The 24,664-nt window shown below is 36.0% G+C and carries 29 protein-coding genes; 28 read left to right on the top strand and 1 reads right to left on the bottom strand.

The window, feature by feature from the left end; translation table 11 throughout:
* Positions 1–585: 585 nt before the first annotated feature.
* The 9 genes from tmk to rsmI all read left to right on the top strand — a co-directional run bounded on the left by tmk (position 586) and on the right by rsmI (position 6,273).
* The gene (gene tmk, locus BK137_RS20485) at positions 586–1,212 is read left to right on the top strand and encodes a dTMP kinase (protein WP_038179219.1); all 627 of its coding nucleotides are present in this window, start codon (positions 586–588) and stop codon (positions 1,210–1,212) included.
* 72 nt (positions 1,213–1,284) lie between these two features.
* Complete coding sequence (locus BK137_RS20480; RefSeq protein ID WP_038179221.1) at positions 1,285–1,614, top strand: cyclic-di-AMP receptor; 330 nt, start codon at positions 1,285–1,287, stop codon at positions 1,612–1,614.
* 19 nt (positions 1,615–1,633) lie between these two features.
* A complete protein-coding gene (locus BK137_RS20475; RefSeq protein WP_038179223.1) occupies positions 1,634–2,071 on the top strand; it encodes a YaaR family protein in 438 nt (145 codons plus the stop codon).
* A gap of 67 nt (positions 2,072–2,138) precedes the next feature.
* Positions 2,139–3,143, top strand: a complete 1,005-nt coding sequence (gene holB, locus BK137_RS20470) for a DNA polymerase III subunit delta' (RefSeq protein ID WP_038179224.1) — start codon at positions 2,139–2,141, stop codon at positions 3,141–3,143.
* The gene (locus BK137_RS20465) at positions 3,136–3,954 is read left to right on the top strand and encodes a PSP1 domain-containing protein (RefSeq protein ID WP_038179225.1); all 819 of its coding nucleotides are present in this window, start codon (positions 3,136–3,138) and stop codon (positions 3,952–3,954) included. The genes holB and BK137_RS20465 overlap by 8 nt, the downstream gene beginning before the upstream one ends.
* A 22-nt stretch (positions 3,955–3,976) precedes the next feature.
* Positions 3,977–4,342, top strand: a complete 366-nt coding sequence (gene yabA, locus BK137_RS20460; RefSeq protein ID WP_038179226.1) for a DNA replication initiation control protein YabA — start codon at positions 3,977–3,979, stop codon at positions 4,340–4,342.
* Between the two features lie 65 nt (positions 4,343–4,407).
* Positions 4,408–5,157 carry a tRNA1(Val) (adenine(37)-N6)-methyltransferase gene (locus BK137_RS20455; RefSeq protein ID WP_038179227.1) on the top strand — a complete coding sequence of 250 codons (750 nt, stop codon included), beginning with the start codon at positions 4,408–4,410 and terminating at the stop codon, positions 5,155–5,157.
* Positions 5,141–5,404 (top strand): GIY-YIG nuclease family protein, encoded by a 264-nt coding sequence (locus tag BK137_RS20450; RefSeq protein ID WP_038179228.1) that lies wholly within the window; start codon positions 5,141–5,143, stop codon positions 5,402–5,404. Before BK137_RS20455 ends, BK137_RS20450 begins: the two co-directional genes overlap by 17 nt.
* Positions 5,401–6,273 (top strand): 16S rRNA (cytidine(1402)-2'-O)-methyltransferase, encoded by an 873-nt coding sequence (gene rsmI / locus BK137_RS20445; protein WP_038179229.1) that lies wholly within the window; start codon positions 5,401–5,403, stop codon positions 6,271–6,273. The genes BK137_RS20450 and rsmI overlap by 4 nt, the downstream gene beginning before the upstream one ends.
* Before the next feature lie 145 nt (positions 6,274–6,418).
* Here the strand turns inward: rsmI and BK137_RS20440 are convergent, their stop codons facing one another.
* Positions 6,419–6,697 carry a transition state genes transcriptional regulator AbrB gene (locus BK137_RS20440; protein WP_038179230.1) on the bottom strand — a complete coding sequence of 93 codons (279 nt, stop codon included), beginning with the start codon at positions 6,695–6,697 and terminating at the stop codon, positions 6,419–6,421.
* A 351-nt stretch (positions 6,698–7,048) separates the two neighbouring features.
* Between BK137_RS20440 and metG the strand changes: the two genes are divergently transcribed.
* The 19 genes from metG to dltD all read left to right on the top strand — a co-directional run bounded on the left by metG (position 7,049) and on the right by dltD (position 24,624).
* Entirely contained in the window at positions 7,049–9,016 is a 1,968-nt protein-coding gene (metG, locus tag BK137_RS20435; protein WP_038179231.1) for a methionine--tRNA ligase, read from the top strand.
* 341 nt (positions 9,017–9,357) lie between these two features.
* On the top strand, positions 9,358–10,128 hold the full coding sequence (locus BK137_RS20430) for a TatD family hydrolase (protein WP_038179232.1): 771 nt from the start codon (positions 9,358–9,360) through the stop codon (positions 10,126–10,128).
* A 130-nt stretch (positions 10,129–10,258) separates the two neighbouring features.
* A complete protein-coding gene (locus BK137_RS20425; protein WP_051448546.1) occupies positions 10,259–11,308 on the top strand; it encodes a 3D domain-containing protein in 1,050 nt (349 codons plus the stop codon).
* Positions 11,309–11,487: 179 nt separating this feature from the next.
* Positions 11,488–12,054: a ribonuclease M5 gene (rnmV, locus tag BK137_RS20420; RefSeq protein WP_038179234.1), complete on the top strand. Its 567-nt coding sequence runs from the start codon at positions 11,488–11,490 to the stop codon at positions 12,052–12,054.
* Positions 12,047–12,928 (top strand): 16S rRNA (adenine(1518)-N(6)/adenine(1519)-N(6))-dimethyltransferase RsmA, encoded by an 882-nt coding sequence (rsmA, locus tag BK137_RS20415; RefSeq protein ID WP_038179235.1) that lies wholly within the window; start codon positions 12,047–12,049, stop codon positions 12,926–12,928. Before rnmV ends, rsmA begins: the two co-directional genes overlap by 8 nt.
* Positions 12,929–13,085: 157 nt before the next feature.
* Positions 13,086–13,349 carry a biofilm formation stimulator Veg gene (gene veg / locus BK137_RS20410; protein WP_038179237.1) on the top strand — a complete coding sequence of 88 codons (264 nt, stop codon included), beginning with the start codon at positions 13,086–13,088 and terminating at the stop codon, positions 13,347–13,349.
* 127 nt (positions 13,350–13,476) lie between these two features.
* Positions 13,477–13,659 carry a small, acid-soluble spore protein, alpha/beta type gene (locus tag BK137_RS20405; RefSeq protein WP_038179240.1) on the top strand — a complete coding sequence of 61 codons (183 nt, stop codon included), beginning with the start codon at positions 13,477–13,479 and terminating at the stop codon, positions 13,657–13,659.
* A 239-nt stretch (positions 13,660–13,898) separates the two neighbouring features.
* Positions 13,899–14,765 carry a 4-(cytidine 5'-diphospho)-2-C-methyl-D-erythritol kinase gene (gene ispE, locus BK137_RS20400; protein WP_038179241.1) on the top strand — a complete coding sequence of 289 codons (867 nt, stop codon included), beginning with the start codon at positions 13,899–13,901 and terminating at the stop codon, positions 14,763–14,765.
* 56 nt (positions 14,766–14,821) lie between these two features.
* On the top strand, positions 14,822–15,634 hold the full coding sequence (gene purR / locus BK137_RS20395; RefSeq protein ID WP_038179243.1) for a pur operon repressor: 813 nt from the start codon (positions 14,822–14,824) through the stop codon (positions 15,632–15,634).
* 17 nt (positions 15,635–15,651) lie between these two features.
* A complete protein-coding gene (locus BK137_RS20390; RefSeq protein ID WP_038179245.1) occupies positions 15,652–16,026 on the top strand; it encodes a RidA family protein in 375 nt (124 codons plus the stop codon).
* Positions 16,027–16,301: 275 nt separating this feature from the next.
* Positions 16,302–16,598, top strand: a complete 297-nt coding sequence (gene spoVG / locus BK137_RS20385; protein WP_038179247.1) for a septation regulator SpoVG — start codon at positions 16,302–16,304, stop codon at positions 16,596–16,598.
* A gap of 472 nt (positions 16,599–17,070) precedes the next feature.
* A complete protein-coding gene (gene glmU, locus BK137_RS20380) occupies positions 17,071–18,441 on the top strand; it encodes a bifunctional UDP-N-acetylglucosamine diphosphorylase/glucosamine-1-phosphate N-acetyltransferase GlmU (RefSeq protein WP_038179249.1) in 1,371 nt (456 codons plus the stop codon).
* Between the two features lie 22 nt (positions 18,442–18,463).
* Positions 18,464–19,423 (top strand): ribose-phosphate diphosphokinase, encoded by a 960-nt coding sequence (locus BK137_RS20375; RefSeq protein ID WP_038179251.1) that lies wholly within the window; start codon positions 18,464–18,466, stop codon positions 19,421–19,423.
* A gap of 84 nt (positions 19,424–19,507) precedes the next feature.
* Positions 19,508–20,119, top strand: a complete 612-nt coding sequence (locus BK137_RS20370) for a 50S ribosomal protein L25/general stress protein Ctc (protein WP_038179254.1) — start codon at positions 19,508–19,510, stop codon at positions 20,117–20,119.
* Between the two features lie 231 nt (positions 20,120–20,350).
* Positions 20,351–20,497: a teichoic acid D-Ala incorporation-associated protein DltX gene (dltX, locus tag BK137_RS20365; protein WP_076035401.1), complete on the top strand. Its 147-nt coding sequence runs from the start codon at positions 20,351–20,353 to the stop codon at positions 20,495–20,497.
* Between the two features lie 17 nt (positions 20,498–20,514).
* Entirely contained in the window at positions 20,515–22,035 is a 1,521-nt protein-coding gene (gene dltA / locus BK137_RS20360; protein WP_038179256.1) for a D-alanine--poly(phosphoribitol) ligase subunit DltA, read from the top strand.
* Positions 22,032–23,201 (top strand): D-alanyl-lipoteichoic acid biosynthesis protein DltB, encoded by a 1,170-nt coding sequence (gene dltB / locus BK137_RS20355; protein WP_038179258.1) that lies wholly within the window; start codon positions 22,032–22,034, stop codon positions 23,199–23,201. The genes dltA and dltB overlap by 4 nt, the downstream gene beginning before the upstream one ends.
* A 17-nt stretch (positions 23,202–23,218) precedes the next feature.
* Positions 23,219–23,452 carry a D-alanine--poly(phosphoribitol) ligase subunit 2 gene (gene dltC, locus BK137_RS20350; RefSeq protein ID WP_038179260.1) on the top strand — a complete coding sequence of 78 codons (234 nt, stop codon included), beginning with the start codon at positions 23,219–23,221 and terminating at the stop codon, positions 23,450–23,452.
* The gene (gene dltD / locus BK137_RS20345) at positions 23,449–24,624 is read left to right on the top strand and encodes a D-alanyl-lipoteichoic acid biosynthesis protein DltD (protein ID WP_038179262.1); all 1,176 of its coding nucleotides are present in this window, start codon (positions 23,449–23,451) and stop codon (positions 24,622–24,624) included. Before dltC ends, dltD begins: the two co-directional genes overlap by 4 nt.
* The last annotated feature ends 40 nt before the right edge of the window (positions 24,625–24,664 follow it).

Genomic DNA, 24,664 nt, shown 5'->3' with positions numbered 1-24,664 from the left:
TAAGCTCTTTAGCGCCGATGGTAGTTGGGGGTTTCCCCCTGTGAGAGTAGGACGTTGCTAGGCACATCAAAGCACAGCTGATTTAATCAGTTGTGCTTTTTTATTGATTTTGAAAATAAAATACATCAAATATATAAAAGCCTAAGTGATCTTAGACGTTTATGGTTAAAATGAGCTTTTCTGTAGTTGTTTTCTCTGTTTATCCAATCGATTAACTTTTGTTTAATTCAATTGGTTGATTTAATACTTTATATATATGTATATATGGTTATTAGAATATTTTAATCATTAAATAACCCGCTGGCTGCATTATGGATTAATCGATTGATATTAATTCTAGTATCAAGTAAGAGATTTTCATCTCCTCAAATTGAGTAGTAATTTATAAGTATTTTAAAATACAGGATATCAATTATTGTAAAAGGTAGTAGGGTTAAATAATTTGAAATAGGGTAATTAAAAACTATTTAGTATGCAATTGGACTTTTTGATTAATGAAATTAAGCATGAGTGACGGGTTTTAAGAATAGATATTGTATAATAGAGTAAATCGAAACTAATCCGTTATCGGAGGAACATATAATAATGAAGAAAAATTTATTTATAACATTTGAAGGACCAGAGGGAGCAGGGAAAACTACTGTATTGAAAATGGTTGTTGAAAGGCTACAAAGGGAGGGGAAAGAGTTCGTTGCAACACGTGAACCAGGGGGCAACGAAATAGCTGAAAAGATTCGCGATATCATATTAAACCCTGCCCATACAGCAATGGATGCACGGACGGAGGCTCTATTATATGCAGCTGCTCGCAGCCAGCATTTTGCGGAAAAGGTAGAACCAGCTTTAGCTTTAGGTATCCCGGTCTTATGTGACCGCTTTATTGATTCATCATTAGCTTATCAGGGACATGCCAGAGGTCTTGGAATGGAAGGGGTTCGTTCTATCAATGAGTTTGCTATTGGGGATAGAATGCCTGATTTAACGATATTATTTGATTTAGAGCCAGAGGCGGGACTTGCACGAATTAATGCGCATAGTGACCGTGAAATTAACCGTTTAGATGTAGAGAGCCTAGCTTTCCATACAAAGGTTTGTGAAGCCTATAAATTATTAGCAGATCAAAATCCAGAACGTTTTCGTATAGTAGATGCAAGTAAAAGTTTAGATGAAGTAGTTGAGAATGTTTGGGAAATTTTGAAAAATGAATTATAAAGAAAATGAAGAAATTAGCTTGTTTGTGTTATAATTATTTAAAGAACCTATTTAATTAAGGGGTGAGTGCCGATGAAATTAGTTGTAGCAGTTGTACAAGATCAGGATAGTAACCGTCTTTCAAACGCTTTGACGAAAAATGAGTTTCGTGCAACAAAATTGGCAAGTACTGGAGGATTCCTACGCTCAGGAAATACAACATTCCTTATAGGTACTGAAGATTCATTGGTTCCAAAAGCTTTAGATATCATTCGTGATAATTGTCGTGCTCGTGAACAAATGGTAGCACCAATATCACCGATGGGTGGGAATGCAGATTCGTATATTCCATATCCTGTAGAAGTTGAGGTTGGGGGAGCTACCGTTTTCGTATTACCGATTGAACAGTTCCACCATTTCTAATAATGGAGGCGACTGGTAATTGAAAATTAATCAAGACTTACGAACTGGCTTAGATCAATCACGTCAGCCGCTACAAAATCATCAACCCGTAACGCGTTTTGGTGACGTAGTAGTGAAGCAGGGGCAGCGATTGCAAACAGAGCAACTAACAAGACTATTAGGTGATATTTCAACAGCTGGCGATCGCATTGCCAAATCTCGTAATTTACGTGACTTAGCTAAATTTAAAATGCTTGTAAAACGCTTCTTAAAAGAGGCAGTTGATTACGGTATGGAGCTTAAACAATCGCATACATGGAATCGTTTTGGTGAAGGTCGACGATTGAAGGTTGTATCAACAATTGATGAAAAGCTTATCGAATTGACAGAGGACATTTTAAATCAGGAGAAAGACTCCGTTGAATTATTAAGTAAAATAGGCGAAATTAAAGGGTTGTTAATCAACTTATATACGTAAATAAACCCCGTGCCTTTCGGAACCCCGGAGCACGGGATTTTTTCAAACAATGAAAAGGTGATGAATGATGGTGCAGACAGCTGAAGAGCTACTAAAATTACAACCCGTAGTGATGAAGCAGCTCCAAACAATTTTCGATAAAAAAAGACTTGGTCATGCTTACATATTTGAAGGTGGAAAAGGCTCTGGAACTGAAGCTATAATGCATTTCTTTGTGCAATTAATGTTTTGTGAGGAACCTCGAAAAAATGTTCCATGTGAAACATGTCGAAATTGTCAGCGTATAAAATCAGGAAATCACCCAAATTTCCACCAAATATACCCTGATGGTCAATTTATTAAAGTAGCAGCCATCGAGGCCTTGTTACATGAAATGAATAAGACAGGCTTAGAAGCAGGGCGAAAAGTATATGTCGTTCATGAGGCCGACCGTCTGAATCCGCAATCTGCCAATAAATTATTGAAATTTCTCGAAGAGCCTGAAGGTATTGTGACGGCAATCTTCATTACAGATAATATAAATGCTATGTTGTCGACTATTCGTTCACGTTGCCAACATATAAAGTTTCAAGGAATATCAAAAGACGCTATGATTAAAGAGCTTGTAGCAGAGGGAATTACGGTTTCAATGGCTGCTACGGTTAGCATGGTGACAAGCGATTTAGAGGAAGCTTTTTCTCTATCAAAAGATGATGAGTTTGCGCAGGCCCGAAAAACAGTGTTAAAATTGGTTGAGGCAACCTTTACTAATGTGCATGAATCTATGTTATCAGTACATGAAGATTGGCTGCCACTATTTAAAGAGAAAGAGCAAATGGAGTTGGCATTAGATTTACTGCTATTTGCATTTCGTGACATTGTTGCGATTAAAGCAAATCCCGAAGCAGTGTGTACGTATCCAGATTGGTTATCGTATTGGAAGAAAGTTGCATTGCAGACGACATATGCTCGTTTATCGACGCAGTTACAAGCGATATTACAAGCTCGTAAGCAATTACAGCGCAACATGAACCGAACGCTGATGATGGAGCAGCTTATGCTGAATCTGCAGGAGGGAAAATCCTTTGTATAATGTAGTTGGTGTCCGCTTTAAAAAAGCGGGTAAAATATATTATTTTGATCCTGGAGAATTTTTATTAAGTAAGGGTCAATATGTAATTGTCGAAACTGCGCGTGGCATTGAGTATGGCAAAGTTGTTGTTCCAATGAAACAAGTAGGCGAAAGTGATGTTGTACTACCGTTAAAGCAAGTTGTACGTCCAGCCGATGAAAGCGATCGATTCCAGGTTGACGAAAATGCTATAGAATCTAAACGTGCTTTTGAATCAGCAACAGAAAAAATTTCAGAACATGAACTAGAAATGAAATTAGTTGATGTTGAATATACATTTGACCGTAATAAAATTATTTTTTATTTTACTGCGGAGGGTCGAGTAGATTTCAGAGAGTTAGTAAAAGACTTAGCTGCTATTTTCCGCACACGAATCGAACTTCGCCAAATTGGAGTGAGAGATGAGGCGAAGATGCTTGGTGGTATAGGTCCATGTGGAAGAATGTTATGTTGTTCTACATTTTTAGGTGATTTTGAGCCAGTTTCTATAAAAATGGCGAAAGATCAAAACTTATCGCTTAACCCTTCTAAAATTTCAGGGTTATGTGGACGTTTAATGTGTTGCTTGAAATATGAAAACGACGAGTATGAAGAAGCAAGGGAGCAAATGCCTGATATTGGTGCTGTAATTACAACACCAGATGGTAGTGGAAAAGTAGTAGGTATGAATATATTAGAGCGCGTACTACAAGTAGAGCTTTCTGAGCAACAACGTATTTTGGATTATACATTGGAAGAAATTTTACAACACGAAAAAAGTTCTGTCCAATAGTGGAAATAATGAGGTGGCTTGAGTGGAGGACCGTAATTTCTTAGATACTGTTATGGAGTTCGAACAACAGCTAGAATCGATGCAAAAACAATTTGAGGCACTGAAGAAATTCGTTGCACTCATGATGGAAGAGCATCAAACACTCCAAATGGAGAATCGTCATCTTCGCACTCGTCTAGAGGAAGTACTCTCTTCTAAACCTGAGGGGAAGGTTATCAAAGACGTTACAGCGAAAAAAGTAGAAATCATTGATGTCGGTGAGGGTTATGATAACTTGGCACGTCTTTATCATGAAGGATACCATGTATGTCATGTCCATTTCGGAGGATCACGTAAGGGCGAGGATTGTTTATTCTGCCTATCATTTTTAAATAAACAAAACGGCTAAACAAAGACTGATTCCATTTTCTCAAAAAGTGGAGGTCAGTCTTTTGCTATGTTGGAGGTAATTATATGGAACAGTGGTTGAAAGAAGATGAGAGGCTCGATTATCTTTTAGCAGAAGAGTTACGCATTATTCAGAGTCCGTCGGTGTTTTCGTTTTCTCTTGATGCAGTATTACTTGCAAAGTTTGTAAATGTACCTTATCAAAGGGGAAAGCTTGTTGATTTATGCGCTGGTAATGGAGCTATTCCGTTGTTCTTGAGTGCTCGAACAAAAGGGCATATTACTGGAGTAGAATTGCAAAATCGTCTTGTTGATATGGCTCAGAGAAGTGTTCATTATAATAAATTAGAACAACAAATTGAGATTATGCAAGGTGATGTGAAGACAATTGCATCTGTACTTGGCGCGGAAAAGTATGATGTCGTGACATGTAATCCACCGTATTTCCCTGCGCATGAAGCGAGTGATAAAAACTTGAAGGAGCATGTCGCGATTGCTAGACATGAAATCCACTTAACATTAGATCAAATGATTTTTTCTGCAAGTAAATTGTTAAAGCAAGGTGGAAAGGCAGCGTTTGTTCATCGTCCGAGTCGTCTACTTGATATTATAACGGCAATGCGTGCAAATCGATTGGAGCCAAAACGTATTCGCTTTGTTTATCCTAAAGCTGGTAAAGAAGCGAATACATTGTTAATAGAAGGAATTAAAGATGGCAAGCCAGATTTAAAGATTTTGCCCCCACTTTATGTATATGGAGAAGATGGTGAATATACAGATGAAGTGAGAGAGATGCTATATGGAAAAGAACAATAAGCATCTCATGTATGTACTAGAATGTGGTGATGGAACTTACTATACAGGTTACACAAATGATTTAGAACATCGACTCGGCGTGCATAACCAAGGAAAAGGTGCCAAGTATACAAGAGCACGTTTACCTGTACGTTGCATTTATTTTGAAGAATATGAGACAAAGCAAGAGGCGATGCGAGCTGAATACGCATTTAAACAATTAACACGTAAACAGAAGATCAATCATATAAGGAGCGAAGAATTGTGAAATCACAAAAAAGTACCATGCATGAAAATAAGAGTTGCTTATACTTAGTCGCTACACCTATTGGTAATTTAGAGGACATGACTATGCGAGCTATTCGTATTCTAAAAGAAGCTGATGTCATCGCAGCAGAAGATACGCGTAATACTAAAAAACTTTGTAACTACTTTGAAATTGATACACCACTTGTTAGTTACCACGATCATAACAAAGAGTATGGTGGTGAAAAGCTTCTTAATTATTTACGTGAAGGTAAAACAGTAGCATTAGTAAGTGATGCAGGACTACCATGTATTTCAGATCCAGGTGCAGATATTGCTGCAAAGGCAATTGAAGAAGACTTTGCGGTAGTGCCGATTCCAGGTGCTAACGCGGCTATCACCGCTTTAATAGCATCGGGCTTAATCCCTCAACCATTTTTCTTCTATGGATTTTTAAGTCGTCAAAAGAAGGAGCGTAAAGAAGCTTTAGAAAAATTAAGTAAGAGACCAGAGACGATTCTATTTTATGAAGCTCCACACCGTTTGAAAGATACATTAAAGGATATGCAAACAATTCTTGGTAATCGTCAGATTGTTTTAGCACGCGAATTGACGAAGAAATTTGAAGAGTTTTTAAGAGGCACAGTTGATGAAGCATTAGAGTGGGCAATTGAGAGTGAAATTCGAGGAGAATTTTGTATTGTTTTAGAAGGTAATGTAAATGCTGATGAAGAAGAGGAAGCAGCTTGGTGGGATGAGTTGACTGTTGTCGATCACATAAATAAGTTAATAGAAGAACAGCAACTATCTTCTAAAGATGCTATTAAAGAAGTGGCAAAAGTAAGAGGTCTTGCAAAGCGAGATGTGTACCAAGCCTATCATGTGGAATAATAAGGTCTGTAAATAAAAAAAACATCCGAAATTGCGAATATTTCGGATGTTTTCTATATATGAAATCACATTTGAAAAACAAGATAGGTAATAATCTATTTGTTATTGTATAACTTGTTACTCGAATATAATTAAATCCTCTAAATTATTTAGTTAATTTAGATTGGATTTCTTTTACAAGGATTTCAGCGCCTTCAGGGCTTAGGATTAAGCTACCACCAGCAAGACGGAAGTTATCATCAGACACTTCGCCTGTTACAGCGCAAGTCATATTAGGTAAGTATTTTTTTAAGATGATTTTATCATCATCAACGTAGATTTCAAGAGCGTCTTTTTCAGCAATGCCTAGAGTACGGCGAAGTTCGATAGGAATAACCACGCGACCTAATTCATCAACTTTGCGGACGATACCAGTAGATTTCATGACAAGAATTCCTCCTATATTATTATGATTTTTCGTCAAAATTCGACATATATTCTGTGTCTGTTGACTATCATACCAACTAATGCCATAAACGTCAATTATTTTTGTTTGAAAAATGATATTTTATTTCAAAAATATTCCGTTCTTTAAGTAGAATTTACATACGAATTTGATTAATTTCCTCGAAAATGCTTAAAATGCATGAGTTTTTTGCTATATTTAAGTATCTCGAATTCGAAAAGTAATATTCGACATTTTTCGTCAAAAAGCCATTTAATAAACTTTGATTGAAAGGTTTTTCGTACTTGGTTAGAATAGAAAGTATACTGTAGAACACTGGAGGAAGTTTTCGTGGACAATCAAAAGAAAACATTCTATATAACAACACCTATTTATTACCCTAGTGGTAAATTTCATATTGGAACTGCATATACAACTGTAGCTTCTGATACGATTGCACGCTATAAACGTTTGAGAGGATATGACGTACGTTTCCAAACGGGTATGGACGAGCATGGTCAAAAAATTCAAGAAAAAGCAGCTGAGGCTGGCAAAGAACCACAGCAATATGTGAATGAAATTGCTGAATCAGCAAAAGCTGTTTGGAAGTTAATGGACATCTCTTATGATGATTTTATCCAGACAACTGAAAAACGTCATACAGACGCTGTCGAAAAGATTTTCCAAAAATTCTTAGACAACGGTGATATTTACAAAGGGGAATATGAAGGTTGGTATTGTACACCGTGTGAATCATTCTTTACTGAGTCACAATTGGACAATGGTAACTGTCCTGATTGCGGTCGCCCTGTTCATAAGGTAAAAGAAGAATCTTACTTCTTTAATATGAAGAAATACGCTGATCGCCTTTTGAAATATTACGAAGATAATGCTGAATTTATCGAACCAGAGTCTCGTAAAAATGAAATGATCAATAACTTTATCAAACCTGGTTTAGAAGACCTATCTGTTTCGCGTACATCTTTTGACTGGGGAATTAAAGTTCCTGGAGATCCAAAGCATGTTATTTATGTTTGGGTAGATGCCTTAACAAATTATATTACAACGTTAGGCTATTTATCTGATGAGGATACATTATTTAAGAAATACTGGCCAGCAGATGTACATGTAGTTGGTAAGGATATAGTACGTTTCCATACAATTTATTGGCCAATCTTCTTAATGGCTCTAGATTTACCATTACCTAAAAAAGTATTTGCACACGGTTTTATTATGATGAAAGATGGTAAAATGTCTAAATCTAAAGGTAATGTTGTATATCCTGAAATGTTAGTTGAGCGTTATGGATTAGATGCAACACGTTACTTCTTATTACGTGAGTTACCATTTGGATCGGATGGGGTATTCTCACCAGAATCATTTGTCGAACGTACAAACTTTGATCTTGCAAACGACCTTGGTAATTTATTAAACCGTACCATTTCTATGATGAACAAGTATTTTGATGGACATATACCGACTGAAGGTTTAGAACCAACAGAATTTGATGCAGCACTAATCGCACAAGCTACGGATACAAAAATGAAATATGAAGAAAACATGGAAAAAATGCAATTTAGTGTAGTTCTTTCAGACGTATGGGCATTGGTTTCACGAACAAACAAATATATTGATGAAACAGCACCGTGGGTTTTAGCTAAAGATGAAGCGTTAAAAGGTCAATTAGCAACAGTAATGGCTAATTTAGCAGAAAGCTTACGACAAATTGCTGTTATGATTCAACCATTTATGACAATTGCACCAAAACAGATTATGGAACAGCTTGGATTAGGGGAAGAATTATTGGCTTGGGATACGCTAGAGACATTTGGTGCAATACCATCTGGTAAAAAAGTCATTGAAAAAGGTGTGCCAATTTTCCCTCGTCTAGATAATGAGGTAGAAGTTGGCTATATTCGCGAACAAATGCAAGGTTCAGTTAAGCCTACTGAGGAGCCTAAAAAAGATGCATTAGCTAAAAAAGAAGAAGATGTTCCTGAAATTTCTTTTGAAGATTTCATGAAAGTGGATCTTCGTGTTGCAACCGTCATTGCATGCGATAAAATGCCAAAAGCTGATAAATTATTAAAATTACAATTAGAGCTAGGATATGAGCAACGCCAAGTTGTATCAGGTATTGCTGAGTATTATAAACCAGAAGAATTAATTGGTCGTAAAGTAATTGTTGTTGCTAACTTAAAACCAGTAAAACTTCGTGGCGAACTTTCTCAAGGTATGGTTTTGGCAGGAAGTAAAGATGGTGTTTTAACTTTAGCGACTGTCGATGAAAAACTAGAAAACGGCGCAAAAGTAAAATAAATATATAATAACAACTATAGAATCATTGTTGATGATGGGAGAAGTTTAGAATTCCTCAAAAATCGCGTTTTTTCTTAAGTTTGTATAAAAAAACCAAGAGCCTACTACATGACATAGTAGGCTCTTGGTTCTATTTATGGATATGATATTTTTTTGCTGAATTGTATTTTGTGAATGTGACCTTAGTATAAAAATATCATATTTTGTTTTTTTGCACCTATAAATATCCCTTTATATGGTTGTGAAATAATTAGAGGGGTCTTTGTAATTAAAATGTAATATGAATGACAACTCTGAAATCTGTTCTTTGTCTAAAATAAATTACTGTGAGGAGAATGACGATGTTTATCGATACACACGTGCATTTAAATGCTGACCAATACGAAGAGGATTTGCAAGAAGTGATCCAACGCGCATTAGACGCTGATGTAAAAGAAATGGTTGTCGTAGGTTTCGACAGACCAACAATTGAAAAAGCGATGAAATTGATTGATGAATATCCATTTTTGTATGCAGCAATAGGTTGGCATCCCGTCGATGCAATTGACTGCACAGAAGCGGATTTACAATGGATTGAGGAATTAGCAGCTCATCCAAAGGTAGTAGCAATCGGTGAAACAGGACTTGATTATTATTGGGATAAATCTCCAAAAGAAATCCAACAGGAATTATTGCGTAAACAAATTCGGTTGGCACAAAAGTTAGATTTACCAATTGTCATTCATAATCGTGATGCAACAGAAGATTGTGTACGGATTTTGAAAGAAGAACATGCGGAAATTACTGGTGGAGTTATGCACTGTTATAGCGGTAGCGTAGAGATTGCAAAAGAGTGCATCAACATGAACTTCATGATCAGCCTAGGTGGCCCTGTTACGTTTAAAAATGCAAAAAAACCAAAAGAAGTTGCAACAGAAATTCCGCTTGAGTATTTGATGATTGAAACAGATGCTCCTTACTTGGCACCTCATCCACATCGAGGTAAAAGAAATGAGCCATCTTTAGTACCGTTAGTTGCGGAAGAAATAGCGCGCCTAAAGGAAATATCGGTAGATGAAGTAGCATCGGCAACAACTGCCAATGCCCACCGTTTTTATAAAATTACGAAATAAAATGCAAGGTCGCCTCCCTTACTTCGGATAGGAAAACTTGCCTGGTTGTCAAAATTAGGTAAAAACCTTAGGTGTTGACAGCTAAAAAGAAGGTCTATATAATCCAACGAGTGATAAGGAGGCGTTTTTCATGACAAAAAATTCCATGAAAAACCTGTTTTCAAGATCATTGAGGAATAAGCAAGCAGTGATGATGGTATTATCAATCGCACTAGTAATTGCTTTCGTAGCTTCGAATTTATTCGAAAGTACAAACACAGCCGTGGTAAACGGTGATTATCAAGAAGTTACAGCACAAAACAATATTGTTGGAGTTAAAACATCTGACAATGATAAAATACAAACCTCAGTGAATACGAATTTTAAAAATAATAATACAAATTCGTATGAACAGGCATTAAATTTAACCATCCAAGGTGATGGTAGCAACAAGATAGCAGGATCCACTTCGACTACGGTCGCTGACTTTTTAAAGCAACCAATAGTTGAGTCAGGCGAGATAGAACGCGCTCAACCAGACACTAAGGCGCTAGCTAAAACACCTAACACAACGGCTTTTGATGATGTTCGAGTACAAAAAGTCACCGATGTGGTGGAAGGCTCTAAAGGCTCCACAACTGACGTTAGCAACAAGAAAATTACACAAGTTAGCAAAGCCAAAACCTATAAAACTAAAGGTCGTCTTAATTTACGAAAAGGTGCAAGCACAAAATATAAAGTGCTTCTGACAATTCCAAAAGGTAAAAAAGTGACGTACAAAGGTAAAAAGGGCTCTTGGTATAAGGTGAAATATAAAAGTAAAACGGGTTATGTTTCATCAAAATATTTAACATCAATTAAAAAAGTTTCAAAATCTAAGACACCATCTCGTTCAGATGAGCCGTCTAGTGGTCGAACTATGTATGTAACAGCTACAGCTTACACTGCTTTTTGTAATGGTTGTTCGGGTAAAACAGCTACTGGTATCGACTTACGAAAGAATCCAAATTTAAAAGTAATTGCGGTTGATCCAAGGGTTATTAAATTAGGTTCTAAAGTTTGGGTAGAAGATTATGGTTATGCGGTTGCTGGGGATACTGGCGGCGCGATTAAAGGAAACAAAATCGATGTCTTTATTTCAAATAAGCAATCTGTTTATAATTGGGGACGCAAAAGAGTTAAAATAAAAGTATTAAACTAATACATCTCGTTTAACATATAGATATGAAAAGCTTTCCTTACAGTTGTAAGGAAAGCTTTTTTTATAGGGAGCAGTCATACTGATTGAAAACGAGCCTTCTTGCTTAAGCTACTGTACAATATAAGTAATATAGCAGTAAAATGGTCAAAGGACATTTTAGAAAAGAGGATAAAGTATCCGTGGAAATAAAAGAATTTATTGTGGTAGAAGGAAAAGACGATACAACAGCAATTAAACGAGCTGTTCATGCAGATACAATCGAAACGAACGGTTCTGCTATTTCAGAGGAAGTTCTACGACGAATTCAACATGCCCAAGTAAAACGAGGTGTCATTGTCTTTACGGATCCAGATTACCCAGGGAGACGTATTCGAGCTATTATTGAAGAAAGAGTGCCAGATGTAAAACATGCGTTTTTACCGAAAAAGAAAACAATTGCTAAAAACGGTAAAAGTCTTGGTATAGAACATGCAAAAGATGAAGATATCCGTTATGCCCTCTCAAACGTATATACACCTAGAGTGGCATCAGAGGATGTGCAGATTATCACATTAGATGATTTAATCGTAGCTCAGCTACTATCACATCCTAATGCGAAAGTACGTAGAGAACGTTTAGGTGAGTTATTAAATATAGGTTCAACAAACGGTAAACAATTGCACAAGCGATTACAAATGTTTCAAATAACTTTAGAGCAATTCGGTGAAGCGATTGCACAGATAAATCAGGAGGAACAAAATGCATAAAGATATTGCAACACCTTTACGCACGCAAGAGATTTTAAAGAAATATGGTTTTTCATTCAAAAAAAGTTTAGGGCAAAATTTTTTAATTGACCCTAATATTCTTCGTAACATAGTAAGTTATGCCGATTTAACAGAAGATAGTGTGGCGATTGAGGTTGGTCCAGGTATAGGTGCCTTAACGGAGCATTTAGCTCGCTCTGCAGGGCAAGTTGTATCATTTGAGATCGATCAACGTTTATTACCTGTTCTAGAAGACACATTAAGCCCATATGATAATGTAAAAGTTGTTCATTCGGATATTTTAAAAGCGAATGTAGCTGAGGAGTTAAGTTCAGAATTTGCGAAGTATAAAGACATCATGGTAGTTGCAAATTTACCTTATTATGTAACGACTCCTATTTTACTAAAATTATTAATGGAGAAATTACCTATACGCGGTATGGTAGTAATGATGCAAAAAGAAGTAGCAGATCGTATTTCTGCCAAACCTGGTACAAAAGCTTATGGCTCACTTTCAATAGCTATCCAATATTACATGAAGGCTGAAGTAGTGATGACTGTACCAAAAACTGTCTTCATGCCACAGCCAAATGTAGATTCAGCCGTTATTCGGCTAACTCGACATGCAGAGCCACCAGTGCATGTAATTGACGAAGAATTCTTATTTGAAGTATCAAGAAGTTCCTTTGCACAACGTCGTAAAACAATTTTAAATAACTTACAATCTCAGTTGCCAAGAGGTAAAGAAAAGAAAGAACAAATTCTAGCGGCACTAGCTGAGTGTGGTATTGACCCAACGCGCCGAGGCGAAACTTTATCTATTATTGAGTTTGGTCAATTGGCAGATGCACTTTATCCTACCTTCCGTCAATAAACGTTTCTGTTACATTCTTAGCACACTCGTAAAAAAAATATAGATTTTCGAATAAAAAACAATTGACATCACTATGATGGATTGATAAAATAATTTATTTAACTTGACGAATTAAATGTCCTCGTGTATAATGGTTTATAGTGAGGTGTAAGCGAAAATGCCAAAAACTTTAGCCGACATTAAGAAGTCGTTAGATTGTCATTTGGGTAGACGTTTGCAATTAAAAGCAAACGGTGGTCGCAAGAAAACGGTTGAGCGCGCTGGAATATTACGTGAAACATATCGCGCAGTATTTGTAGTTGATCTTGATCAAGATGAAAACGCTTTTGAGCGAGTTTCTTACAGCTACACAGATATTTTAACAGAAGCAGTAGAGATTACATTTGACGATGACATCAAAGAATTGGTCATTGCCAAGTAAGTGCATTTATAATCGAATATTTTTTTCGGACACTTGTAACGTATTCTTTGCGTAAGAATATTTTATGAGTGTTTTTGTTTTTTTTTGAACATACTATAACTGTCAGTCATCTAAGGAGGAATTTCGAATGGCTAGAAAACGTATCATGTCGGATCGTTTGAAAGAAGAAATCGCAAAAGACCTTGGATTTTACGATGTAGTAGAGCGAGAAGGATGGGGCGGGATCAAATCACGAGATGCCGGTAATATGGTCAAAAGAGCAATCGAAATGGCACAACAGCAATTAGCTGAAGAAGCAAAAGCAAAGTAGATTGATGATTGTCCAAAATTGATGCACTGACAATTGGCTGCCTCACAGCTTGAGCTTTCAACTGTGAGGTAGCTTTTCGTTTTTAAAATAAAGAATTAACAGGTATAAAAATCTCACAAACGGTGAGGTTGAAGTTTATTTACAAAGGTCTTCCTGTGGTAGAATAATAATCAGTGAAAAAAGCACGAATAATAGAATCACTTTTTTGTATAAAAACCTGCTAGGAAGGGGGCAGCGTTATGCTTTACGTAAAAGCACCTGCCAAGATTAATTTAACACTAGATGTACTTTACAAACGTCCCGATGGTTATCATGAAGTAGAGATGATTATGACAACGGTTGATCTCGCTGATAGAGTCGGCCTTAGAAGTAGAAAAGATGGGCTTATTAAAATTCATTCGACAGATCGCTTTGTACCTGATGATCAAAGGAACCTAGCTTATCAAGCAGCTAAGTTATTAAAAGATACATACAACATAGATAAAGGTGTATCTATTACTATTGATAAACATATTCCAGTAGCAGCTGGACTAGCTGGAGGTAGTAGCGATGCTGCCGCAACTTTGAAAGGTTTAAATACATTATGGAATTTAAACCTAACTATGGATGAAATCGCAGAATTAGGAGCTAAAATTGGCTCCGACGTATCTTTTTGTGTTTACGGTGGCACTGCACTTGCAACAGGCCGAGGAGAGCGCATACAGGCAATTTCTGCGCCCCCAAGTTGCTGGGTAGTATTAGCTAAGCCGACGATTGGTGTCTCAACAGCGGCTGTTTATGGTGGTTTAAACATGGATGAGGTTGTCCATCCGAATACACATCAGATGATTCAAGCCATTGAAGAGGATGATTATGAATTACTTTGTGATACTGTCGGGAATGTACTAGAAACGGTTACATTAAAATTACATCCAGAAGTAGCAGTGATTAAAGAACAAATGAAACGTTTTGGAGCGGATGCCGTATTAATGAGTGGTAGCGGTCCAACGGTGTTTGGCCTCGTACAGAATGAGGCCCGTGTAAGTCGTATTTATAATGGATTAAGAGGCTTTTGTGATGAAGTATATGCAATTCGTATGCTTGGAGATCGCGATTCCCTTGATTAAATACGTATAATTGTGGTATTTTTTGTATAAATCATTCGTGTTCAGGAGAGGATTTCATGAAATGGAAGCGTAGCGAACGTCTTGTAGACATGACGCATTATTTATTGGAGCATCCACAGCAGTTGATCCCTCTTACATTTTTCGCAGAATTGTATCAATCGGCCAAATCTTCTATTAGTGAGGATTTATCGATTGTTAAAGATACATTTGAGGAAAGAGGGATTGGTCTTCTTGTGACTGTTCCAGGAGCTGCTGGGGGAGTAAAATATATTCCTAAAATGCCAGAAGAGGCTGTTAAAGAAGTTATGCAAGAGCTCTTAAAAGAGTTAAGTCATTCAGATCGACTATTGCCAGGTGGATACTTATTTATGACAGATTTACTCGGTAATCCCGAATTAATGAACCGCGTAGGAAAAGTATTTGCCTCGGCATTTTGCGATAAAGAAATTGATGTTATTATGACAGTAGCAACAAAAGGTATTTCAATTGCCCACGCTATTGCGAGACATTTGAATGTACCTGTAGTTGTAGTACGTCGTGATAACAAAGTAACAGAAGGCTCCACTGTAAGTATTAACTATGTATCTGGATCATCGCGTCGTATTCAAACGATGGTGCTATCAAAGCGTAGCATGCAAAGTGGCCAACGTGTACTTATTACCGACGACTTTATGAAAGTTGGCGGTACAATGAATGGCATGAAAAACTTGCTAGAGGAATTCGACTGTACACTAGCTGGTATTGCTGTGTTAGTAGAGGCTGAACATCTAGACGAGCGCTTAGTAGATGATTATTATTCACTTGTAAAATTAAAAGAAGTGAATGAAAAGGATCGTACAATTGCTTTAAGTGAGGGAAACTATTTTTAGAAGGGTGGAAATGAAAGATGGAAGTAGTAGCAACAAAAAATGCGCCAGCAGCAATTGGCCCATACGTACAAGGTATGATTTTAAATAATGTTTTTTATAGCTCAGGTCAAATTCCTTTAACACCAGCCGGAGAGTTTGTAGATGGCGACATCACTGAACAAACAAACCAAGTTTTTGAGAATCTAAAAGCAGTTCTTAAAGAAGCAGGCACTTCTTTAGAAAAAGTAGTTAAAACAACAGTGTTTATCGCGGATATGAATGACTTCGCAGCAATGAATGAAGTATATGCGGCGCAATTTGGTGAGCATAAACCTGCTCGTACAACTGTAGAAGTTGCACGTTTGCCAAAAGATGCAAAAGTAGAAATTGAAGTCATTGCAGTAATCGGCTAAGTAGAGAGTAGCTTTAAGAAAAGATGAAATATGAAAAGACTATCAATAAGCTAGTAAGCTTATTAGATAGTCTTTTTTGTATATAATCATTTTATTTGTAAAAACTGGATAGGATAAATAAGTAATTTAAAGACAATTAGTGACTAATACATAATAGGATTGTAAACATTCGAAATTTTTAAAAAATAAATAAGGAAAAAGAAGGAATCTATAAATTTACATAGAATAAAGTAGATAGAGTCATTTTGGCATCTTAGATGAGAGGTGGTGAGAGAATGGAAGTTACAGATGTAAGATTACGTCGTGTACAAACTGATGGACGTATGCGTGCCATTGCTTCCATCACACTTGACAACGAATTTGTAGTTCATGATATTCGCGTCATTGATGGTAACGCAGGGCTATTCGTAGCAATGCCTAGTAAGCGCACTCCAGACGGAGAATTTCGTGACATTGCACATCCGATTAATTCTGGAACTCGTACGAAAATTCAAGAAGCTGTACTTAAAGCTTATGAAGAGTCGAGTGATGAAGAAGCGACGGTTTATGAAGAACATCAGGAAATTCAATAATCCGCAAATTTAGAGCCCATTCATATAGAATGGGCTCTTTTTCGTGTATATTAAATTTTTTACGTTTGCTAGTTTAGTAAATAGAGAAATAGGAGTCTACAAACTACTTAGATAAGAAATAATTAATAGATTTTTATGCTGATAATACAATTATATAAAAATTTGTATTAAATCTTCGCATGTGAATATTCTTTATAGACTTAAAATCTATTTATTTATTAGTCATATATAGAGTGTTAAAGAAACTAAATTAGAGGGATATTTGAATATTGATATTTATTTATATGGGATAAACGCTTTAAAAGTAAGTTTTAATTTAAAAGTATAGTTACTGGAATTTTTTTATAAAAAAACAAAAGATTTTAATAATAAATTGTTTGTCATAGTTTTGTCAAGTGGGGAAGCCTTGAAAATTAACTAAATTTGCTTTATAGTCAAAAGAGAAAATCAGCTAAAATGGAGGACTTGCGAAATGACGAATGTTTATGCCGTTATACTGGCTGCTGGCCAAGGTACGCGTATGAAGTCCAAATTATATAAAGTTCTTCATCCGGTTTGTGGAAAACCAATGGTTGAGCATGTAGTTGATCATATTCAAACATTAGATGTTGAACGTATAGTAACGATCGTAGGTTATGGTGCTGAAAAGGTAAAGGAACAACTTGGTGAAAAAAGTGAGTATGTATTACAAGCGGAACAGCTTGGTACTGCACATGCCGTTCAACAGGTGGAACCGATCCTTGGAGATTTAGAAGGCACAACGATTGTTATTTGTGGGGATACACCTTTAATTCGCCCCGAAACAATGAAAGCGTTGTTCGAGCATCATGAATCTAATCATGCCAAAGCAACAATTTTAACTGCTATTGCTGAAGACCCTACTGGCTATGGTCGAATTCTTCGCTCTACAGATCAACAGGTTGCTCAAATTGTTGAACAAAAAGATGCAACTCCTGAACAACGACAAGTAAAAGAAATCAACACTGGCACATATTGCTTTGATAATAAAGCGTTATTTGCTGCGTTGAAACTTGTAAAAAATGATAATGCCCAAGGTGAATACTATTTACCGGATGTCATTGAAATTTTACAAAAACAAGGTGAAGTAGTTGCAGCATATGTAACTGAAAACTTTGCTGAAACGCTTGGTGTTAACGACCGCTTTGCTTTATCTCAAGCTGAAGAAACAATGCGTGCTAGAATTAACGAACAACATATGCGCAATGGGGTGACGATTATTAACCCTATTAACACATATATAAGCGTTGATGCACAAATTGGTCGTGATACAGTCATCCAACCAGGTGTTATCATAGAAGGTGCTTCTAGCATTGGAGAAGATTGCATCATTGGTCCTAATAGTCATATTCAAAATAGCCGAATTGGAAATCGTACGACTGTCCATTCTTCTGTAGTACGTGAAAGCGTCATCGGTGAGGATACAGCTGTTGGTCCATTTGCACATATCCGACCAGATTCTGATTTGGGCGATCGTGTGAAGATTGGAAACTTCGTTGAAGTGAAGAAAACAAAAATAGACAATGGTAGTAAAGTGTCTCATTTATCGTACTTAGGAGACGCTGAAGTAGGTACTGAAGTCAATATAGGTTGCGGTACAATTACCGTCAATTATGATGGGAAAAACAAGTTTAAAACAGTGATTGAAGATAATGCTTTTGTGGGTTGTAACTCTAATTTAGTTGCACCCGTAACGGTAGGAAAAGGCTCATATGTAGCAGCTGGTTCGACAATTACAAAAGATATACCCGCTGACGCACTAGCAATTGCACGTTCTAGACAAGAAAATAAAGATAATTATGTTACCAAACTAAAATTAAAATAATTAAAATTACCAGGAGGCCATCATGCCGTATCAATATGCCAACTCAAAGTTAAAAATCTTTTCATTAAACTCGAATATACCTTTAGCTGAAGAAATTGCTAAAGAAGTAGGTGTCGAGCTAGGAAAATGCTCCGTTAAACATTTCAGTGATGGAGAAATTCAAATTAATATTGAGGAAAGTATTCGTGGTTGTGACGTATTTATCGTACAGTCTACTTCAGCTCCAGTAAACGAAAACTTAATGGAATTACTTATTATGGTAGATGCCGTGAAACGTGCTTCAGCGCGCACAGTAAACGTAGTATTACCTTACTATGGTTATGCTCGCCAAGATCGTAAAGCGCGTGCACGTGAACCGATTACGGCTAAATTAGTGGCTAACTTACTAGAAACTGCAGGAGCTACTCGTGCAATCGTTCTTGACTTGCATGCTCCACAAATTCAAGGCTTCTTCGACATCTTAATGGATCACTTAATCGGTGTACCGCTATTATCTGATCATTTCAAAGCAAAAGGTTTCAAATCAGAAGATGTTGTTATCGTATCACCAGACCATGGTGGTGTAACACGTGCTCGTAAAATGGCGGATCGCTTAAAAGCTCCAATAGCTATAATTGACAAACGTCGTCCACGTCCAAACGTTGCAGAAGTTATGAATATTGTTGGTAGTGTTGATGGTAAAGTAGCAATCTTAATCGATGATATTATTGATACGGCAGGTACAATTACAATCGGTGCTGACGCATTAGTTAAAGCAGGTGCTAAAGAAGTTTACGCTTGCTGTACACACCCTGTATTATCAGGTCCAGCTATTGAGCGCATTGATAACTCTGTTATTAAAGAATTAGTGATTACAAACTCTATTCAATTACCGGATGAGAAAAAATCACCTAAAATTAAACAACTATCTGTTGCAACTCTATTAGCTGATGCAATTGTAAGAATCTATGAGAACAAATCAGTAAGTACTTTATTTGATTAATAATGGTAAATGTTTGAATTCCTAGCTAACAGGGTACATATATTAATGTGACTATGTTAACTAGGAAGGGAGACATGTATCTATATGAGTACTGTAGTTCATGCAAAAAAGCGTAAGGTTGAAAATCATTCTGCACTAACTGAACTTCGACAAAGAGGTTTTGTACCAGCTGTGGTATATGGTTATAAAACAGAGGCAACTCCAATTACGATTAATGCAAGAGAGTATGAAAAAGCATTACGTTTAGATGGTAAAAATTCCATAGTAACATTAGAAATTGATGGTGAAAAATTAAACGCCGTATTAAATGAAGCTCAAAAATGTGCATTGAAGGGGACATTAGTTCACTTAGATTTTTTAGCAGTTAATATGTCAGATGCTTTAGAAGTGAGTGTACCAGTAAATCTTACTGGCGATTCATTAGGGGCAAAAGAGGGCGGCATTCTCCAACAGCCTAATCGTGAAGTAACAATTAAAGTTAAACCATCAGATATTCCTGAATCAATAGAGGTTGATATTTCAACGTTAGAGATTGGTGACACTTTAGCTGTTGGTGATATTCGTAGCACGTCAACATTCGAAATTCTAGATACGGATGACTTTCTTCTTGTTACGGTATCTGCGCCTACAGTTGAAACTGAATCAACAGAAGTTGATGAAAAAGCAACTTCTGAAGAGATTATCGGTGCAAGATAAAATAAATTTCAAAAAAAGGCTTACCATCTATAAATAAGGATGGTAAGCCTATTTCTTTACCCTAACTACTATTTATTTGAAAAAATGTAGTCTTTAGGTCTTCATGTTGTTGAAGGTAGGAACAACTTTTACTTCATTACGTCTAATGTAATGGTATTGACATGATATTGTAATAATAGATGAAATGGTGTATCGTAAATGATTAAATTGTAGAAATGTGAGGTAAATAGGATGGAGAAAGTAAGAAAGCTTTGGAATCATACTGTAACGTATGTGAGTATGCGGACGATTTATTACTTGGCGATTCTCATTTTACTCGTTCTCTTATATGGTTTTCAGGATATGAATGCCGGTCCATTCATATATACAGAATTTTAAAGTTAGGAGGGTTACCATTGAATATACTTTCGGCTATTCAAAATATAGCCTTAAATAATGAAGATTCTATTGCATTTCAAAATGGAGATGCGACATTAAGTTATGGAGATTTATGGAAACAGTCAGAATCATTAGCCGCGTATTTAACCACTTTAAATCTCCCGAAGAAAGCACCTATTATAGTATACGGTCATATGGCACCCATGATGGTTAGCTCCTTTTTAGGAGTCGTAAAATCAGGTCACCCATATATTCCAGTGGATGTATCAATTCCAAAAGAACGCATTCAAAAAATTATTAATTGCTCAGGTGCAGCATTTCTCATCGAAACAGAGAATCTAGAAAGAGATTCACTTCAGGAGTCATCAATTTCTTATATGTCTGAAGATCAATTAGCAAATATAGTTGCTAAACACTCCAATGGAACATCAACATCTACTTGGGTGAAAGAAAATGATAATTTTTATATTATTTATACATCTGGTAGTACAGGAAATCCTAAAGGTGTTCAAATTTCAGTTCAAAATTTAGAGAGCTTTGTTAATTGGATGCATGAAGATTTCCCGATAACAGAGGGCAAGGTATTTTTAAATCAAGCACCATTTTCATTTGATTTGTCAGTAATGGACCTTTACCCTGCACTAACGACGGGTGCTACATTATTCGCAATTACAAAAGAGATGATAGCAAATCCTAAGGTTTTGTTTGGGCAATTAGCACAGTCAAAAACAAATGTTTGGACATCCACTCCATCATTCGTACAAATGTGTTTAATGAATCCTGAATTTAATAGTGGGATGCTACCGTCGTTAAATACGTTCCTATTTTGCGGAGAAGTATTGCCGACAGAAGTTGCAAACAAGTTATTGAAATTGTTCCCGAACGCACGCATTTTCAATACATATGGACCAACAGAGGCAACTGTAGCTGTTTCAGCAATAGAAGTAACCGCTGAATTATTAGATGATCATATTTCTTTACCAATAGGTTATATAAAAGGTGATACTCAAATGCTTATTATAGATGAGGATGATCAAATTTTACCTGATGGTGAAAAAGGTGAAATGATTATTGTTGGACCAAGTGTTAGTAAGGGATATTTAGGAGAAGAAACATTAACTGAAAAAGTCTTTTTTGAATATAAAGGGCAACAAGCGTATCGTACAGGTGATGTCGGATATCAGAAAAAAGGCTTACATTTCTATAGTGGTCGTGCAGATTTCCAAGTCAAGGTTCATGGCTATAGAATGGAAATCGAAGAAATAGAAAACCATTTATTACAATGCCAGTATGTAGATTCATGTGTAGTTGTACCGATTTATAAAAATGAGGCTATTGATTTTTTAGCAGCATATATCGTGCCTAAAGAACACGCTTTTGAAAAAGAATATCAATTATCAAGCGCTATAAAAAAGGAACTAGCAAAAGGTTTGCCAGCATATATGATTCCAAGAAAATTTAATTACTGTGATCAGTTACCTATGACATCCAATGGTAAAATAAATAGAAAACAATTAGTAGCTGAGGTTATGGTATGATTCCATATGGCTCGTTTATATTTTTCTTTTTAATTGGCATTTTACTTTTACCTACTATTATTCTTGGATTGTTAGGTAAATCATCAAAAATTTATAATATGCTTGTATCTATTGTTATATTGGCCGTCATCTTCGGGAATTCGAAAACCGGTGCAATATCTATTATTTTGTTTACGATTTTTCAAATTGTTTTAATTAAAGGTTATCATCATTACAGAAAAGAACGTAATAATACAGTTGTATTTTGTACGATGGTTGTATTATCAATATTGCCATTAGTGCTTGTGAAAGTACTACCGTTACTCGGTTTGAATCATGTATTTGGATTCCTTGGTGTTTCTTATATTACATTTAAGTCCGTACAGATAGTTATTGAAACACGTGACGGCTTGATGAAGAAGCAGACACTACCAGTTGGTGAACTTATTTACTTCCTACTATTTTTCCCGACTGTCTCATCTGGTCCAATTGATCGTTGGAGAAGGTTTGAGAAGGATGTTAATAAGACTTTTTCAAAAGAGGAGTATAAAGAACTTTTATATTTAGGCATTAATAGTATTTTCCGAGGGTTCTTATACAAATTTATTTTAGCATTTTTAATTTACAACAAAATTCTTGTGTATTTACCAGATCACGCAACTTATATTCATTCACCATTTTGGTCTAACGTAGCATATATGTATGTTTACAGCCTTTATCTATTTTTTGACTTTGCAGGTTATAGTGCCTTTGCTATAGGGGTCAGCTACTTAATGGGAGTTAAAACACCAGAAAACTTCAACATGCCATTCATTAGTAAAAATATTAAAGACTTTTGGAATCGTTGGCATATGAGTCTATCATTCTGGTTTAGAGACTATGTATATATGCGATTTGTATTTTGGATGACAAAGAAAAAGTGGATTAAAAATCGCTATACGGTTTCTAATATTGGTTATTTTCTATTATTCTTCATCATGGGTGTTTGGCATGGGTTAGAATGGCATTTTGTTATTTATGGCTTGTATCATGCAGCACTTATTGTGGGATATGATTTCTTCGATCGGTGGAATCGAAAACATAAACTATGGCCAAAAAATAAATGGACACATGTTGTATCTGTGTTTATAACATTTAACTTTATTTGCTTTGGATTTTATATTTTCTCTGGACAACTATTTAAATAATAAGGAGTTAGATTAAGATGGAAAAACAAAAAGTATATGAATTATTAGCAGAGGTATGTCAGGAAGATGTAGTTGTAGAGCAACCTGATATTGATTTATTTGAAGAAGGTTTACTAGATTCGTTTGGCATTATTACGTTTCTAGTAGAAGTAGAAGAAAAATTTGGTATTTCAGTATCGATTACAGAGTTTACGCGCGAGGAGTGGAATACACCGAATCGTATCGCAGAGCAGTTAGCTGAGCGTGTATGAGAAAGTATGCCTTCTTACCGCTCATCATTGCGGTAATTCTGTTTTTAGTATTTTTATTTATACCAAATAAATGGCTTGGTTTTTTAATCTCAGATAAAGATGTAGAACATTCCAAAACAGCTCTGAATCCATTAATGTTCCAAGGGGAGTATTTCCAAAATCGTTTACTACAAGAGCCGAATATGTTCCCAATCTATGGCTCATCTGAGTTAAATCGCTTTGATCCATTCCATCCATATAACTATTTTAAAGCCAATGACGAAGGCTTTACGACGTATTTACATGGCCGTGGGGGTACGCAATCCATTCATCATTTTTTGAATTTTGCAGAGCAAGAAGGGAATTTGAAAAATAAGAAATTGGTATTTATTATTTCACCGCAATGGTTTACAGAAACAGGTGTTGATGATTTCCATTTCTCACCTAACTATTCAATGTTGCAGTCTTACGATTTAGCGTTGAATAATAAGATGGATCCTCAGTTGAAGAAAAAAGCAATGGAGCGTCTTTTGCAGTTTGATAGTGTACAAAGAGACTTTGTTTTATCAACAATTTATGAAAATGAAGTAACAGATGGTGTCAAGTACCCAATAAAAGCAGCTTTAGCAAAACCAGTAGCTTTAATAAATAAAAAGTTAATGGAGAAAAAAGATTTGTATTACTCCATCATGGCAGAACCGCTTGAAAAACTACATGCAAATCCAGAAATGGTTGCTGGAAAATCTTTTGAGCAGTTGAAGAAGCATGCAGATGAATATGGTAGTCAGCGAATTACAACAAATGATTTATCTATTAACGATAAATATTATAAAAAGAAGATAGAGTTCAAGTTAGATGAACTCAAAGACTTCCGTAAACACGAAAGCTACACAGAGTCACCTGAGTATGAAGATTTTCAAATGGTCTTAGATGTACTAAAGGATGCGGGTGCTAAACCAATGTTCGTATCTATTCCTGTGAATGGAAAATGGTACGATTATGCAGGGTTCCCAAAAGAACGTCGAGAAGAATATTATGCGAAGATTAATAAGCAGGTGCAAAATGCTGGTTTCCCACTTGTTGATTTTACTGGTTACGAGTACGAGCCGCATTTTATTAGTGATACAATTCATATTTCATGGAAAGGTTGGGTATATCTCGACCGGGAAATGGCCGATTATTGGAAACAATAGCTATATAGAAAAAATCGTTTTATCATTTTATGATAGAGCG

Origin of the sequence: Viridibacillus arenosi (assembly GCF_001955655.1) — a bacterium.
GTDB lineage: Bacteria > Bacillota > Bacilli > Bacillales_A > Planococcaceae > Viridibacillus > Viridibacillus arenosi.
This window is presented reverse-complemented; position numbering and strand designations above follow the sequence as displayed.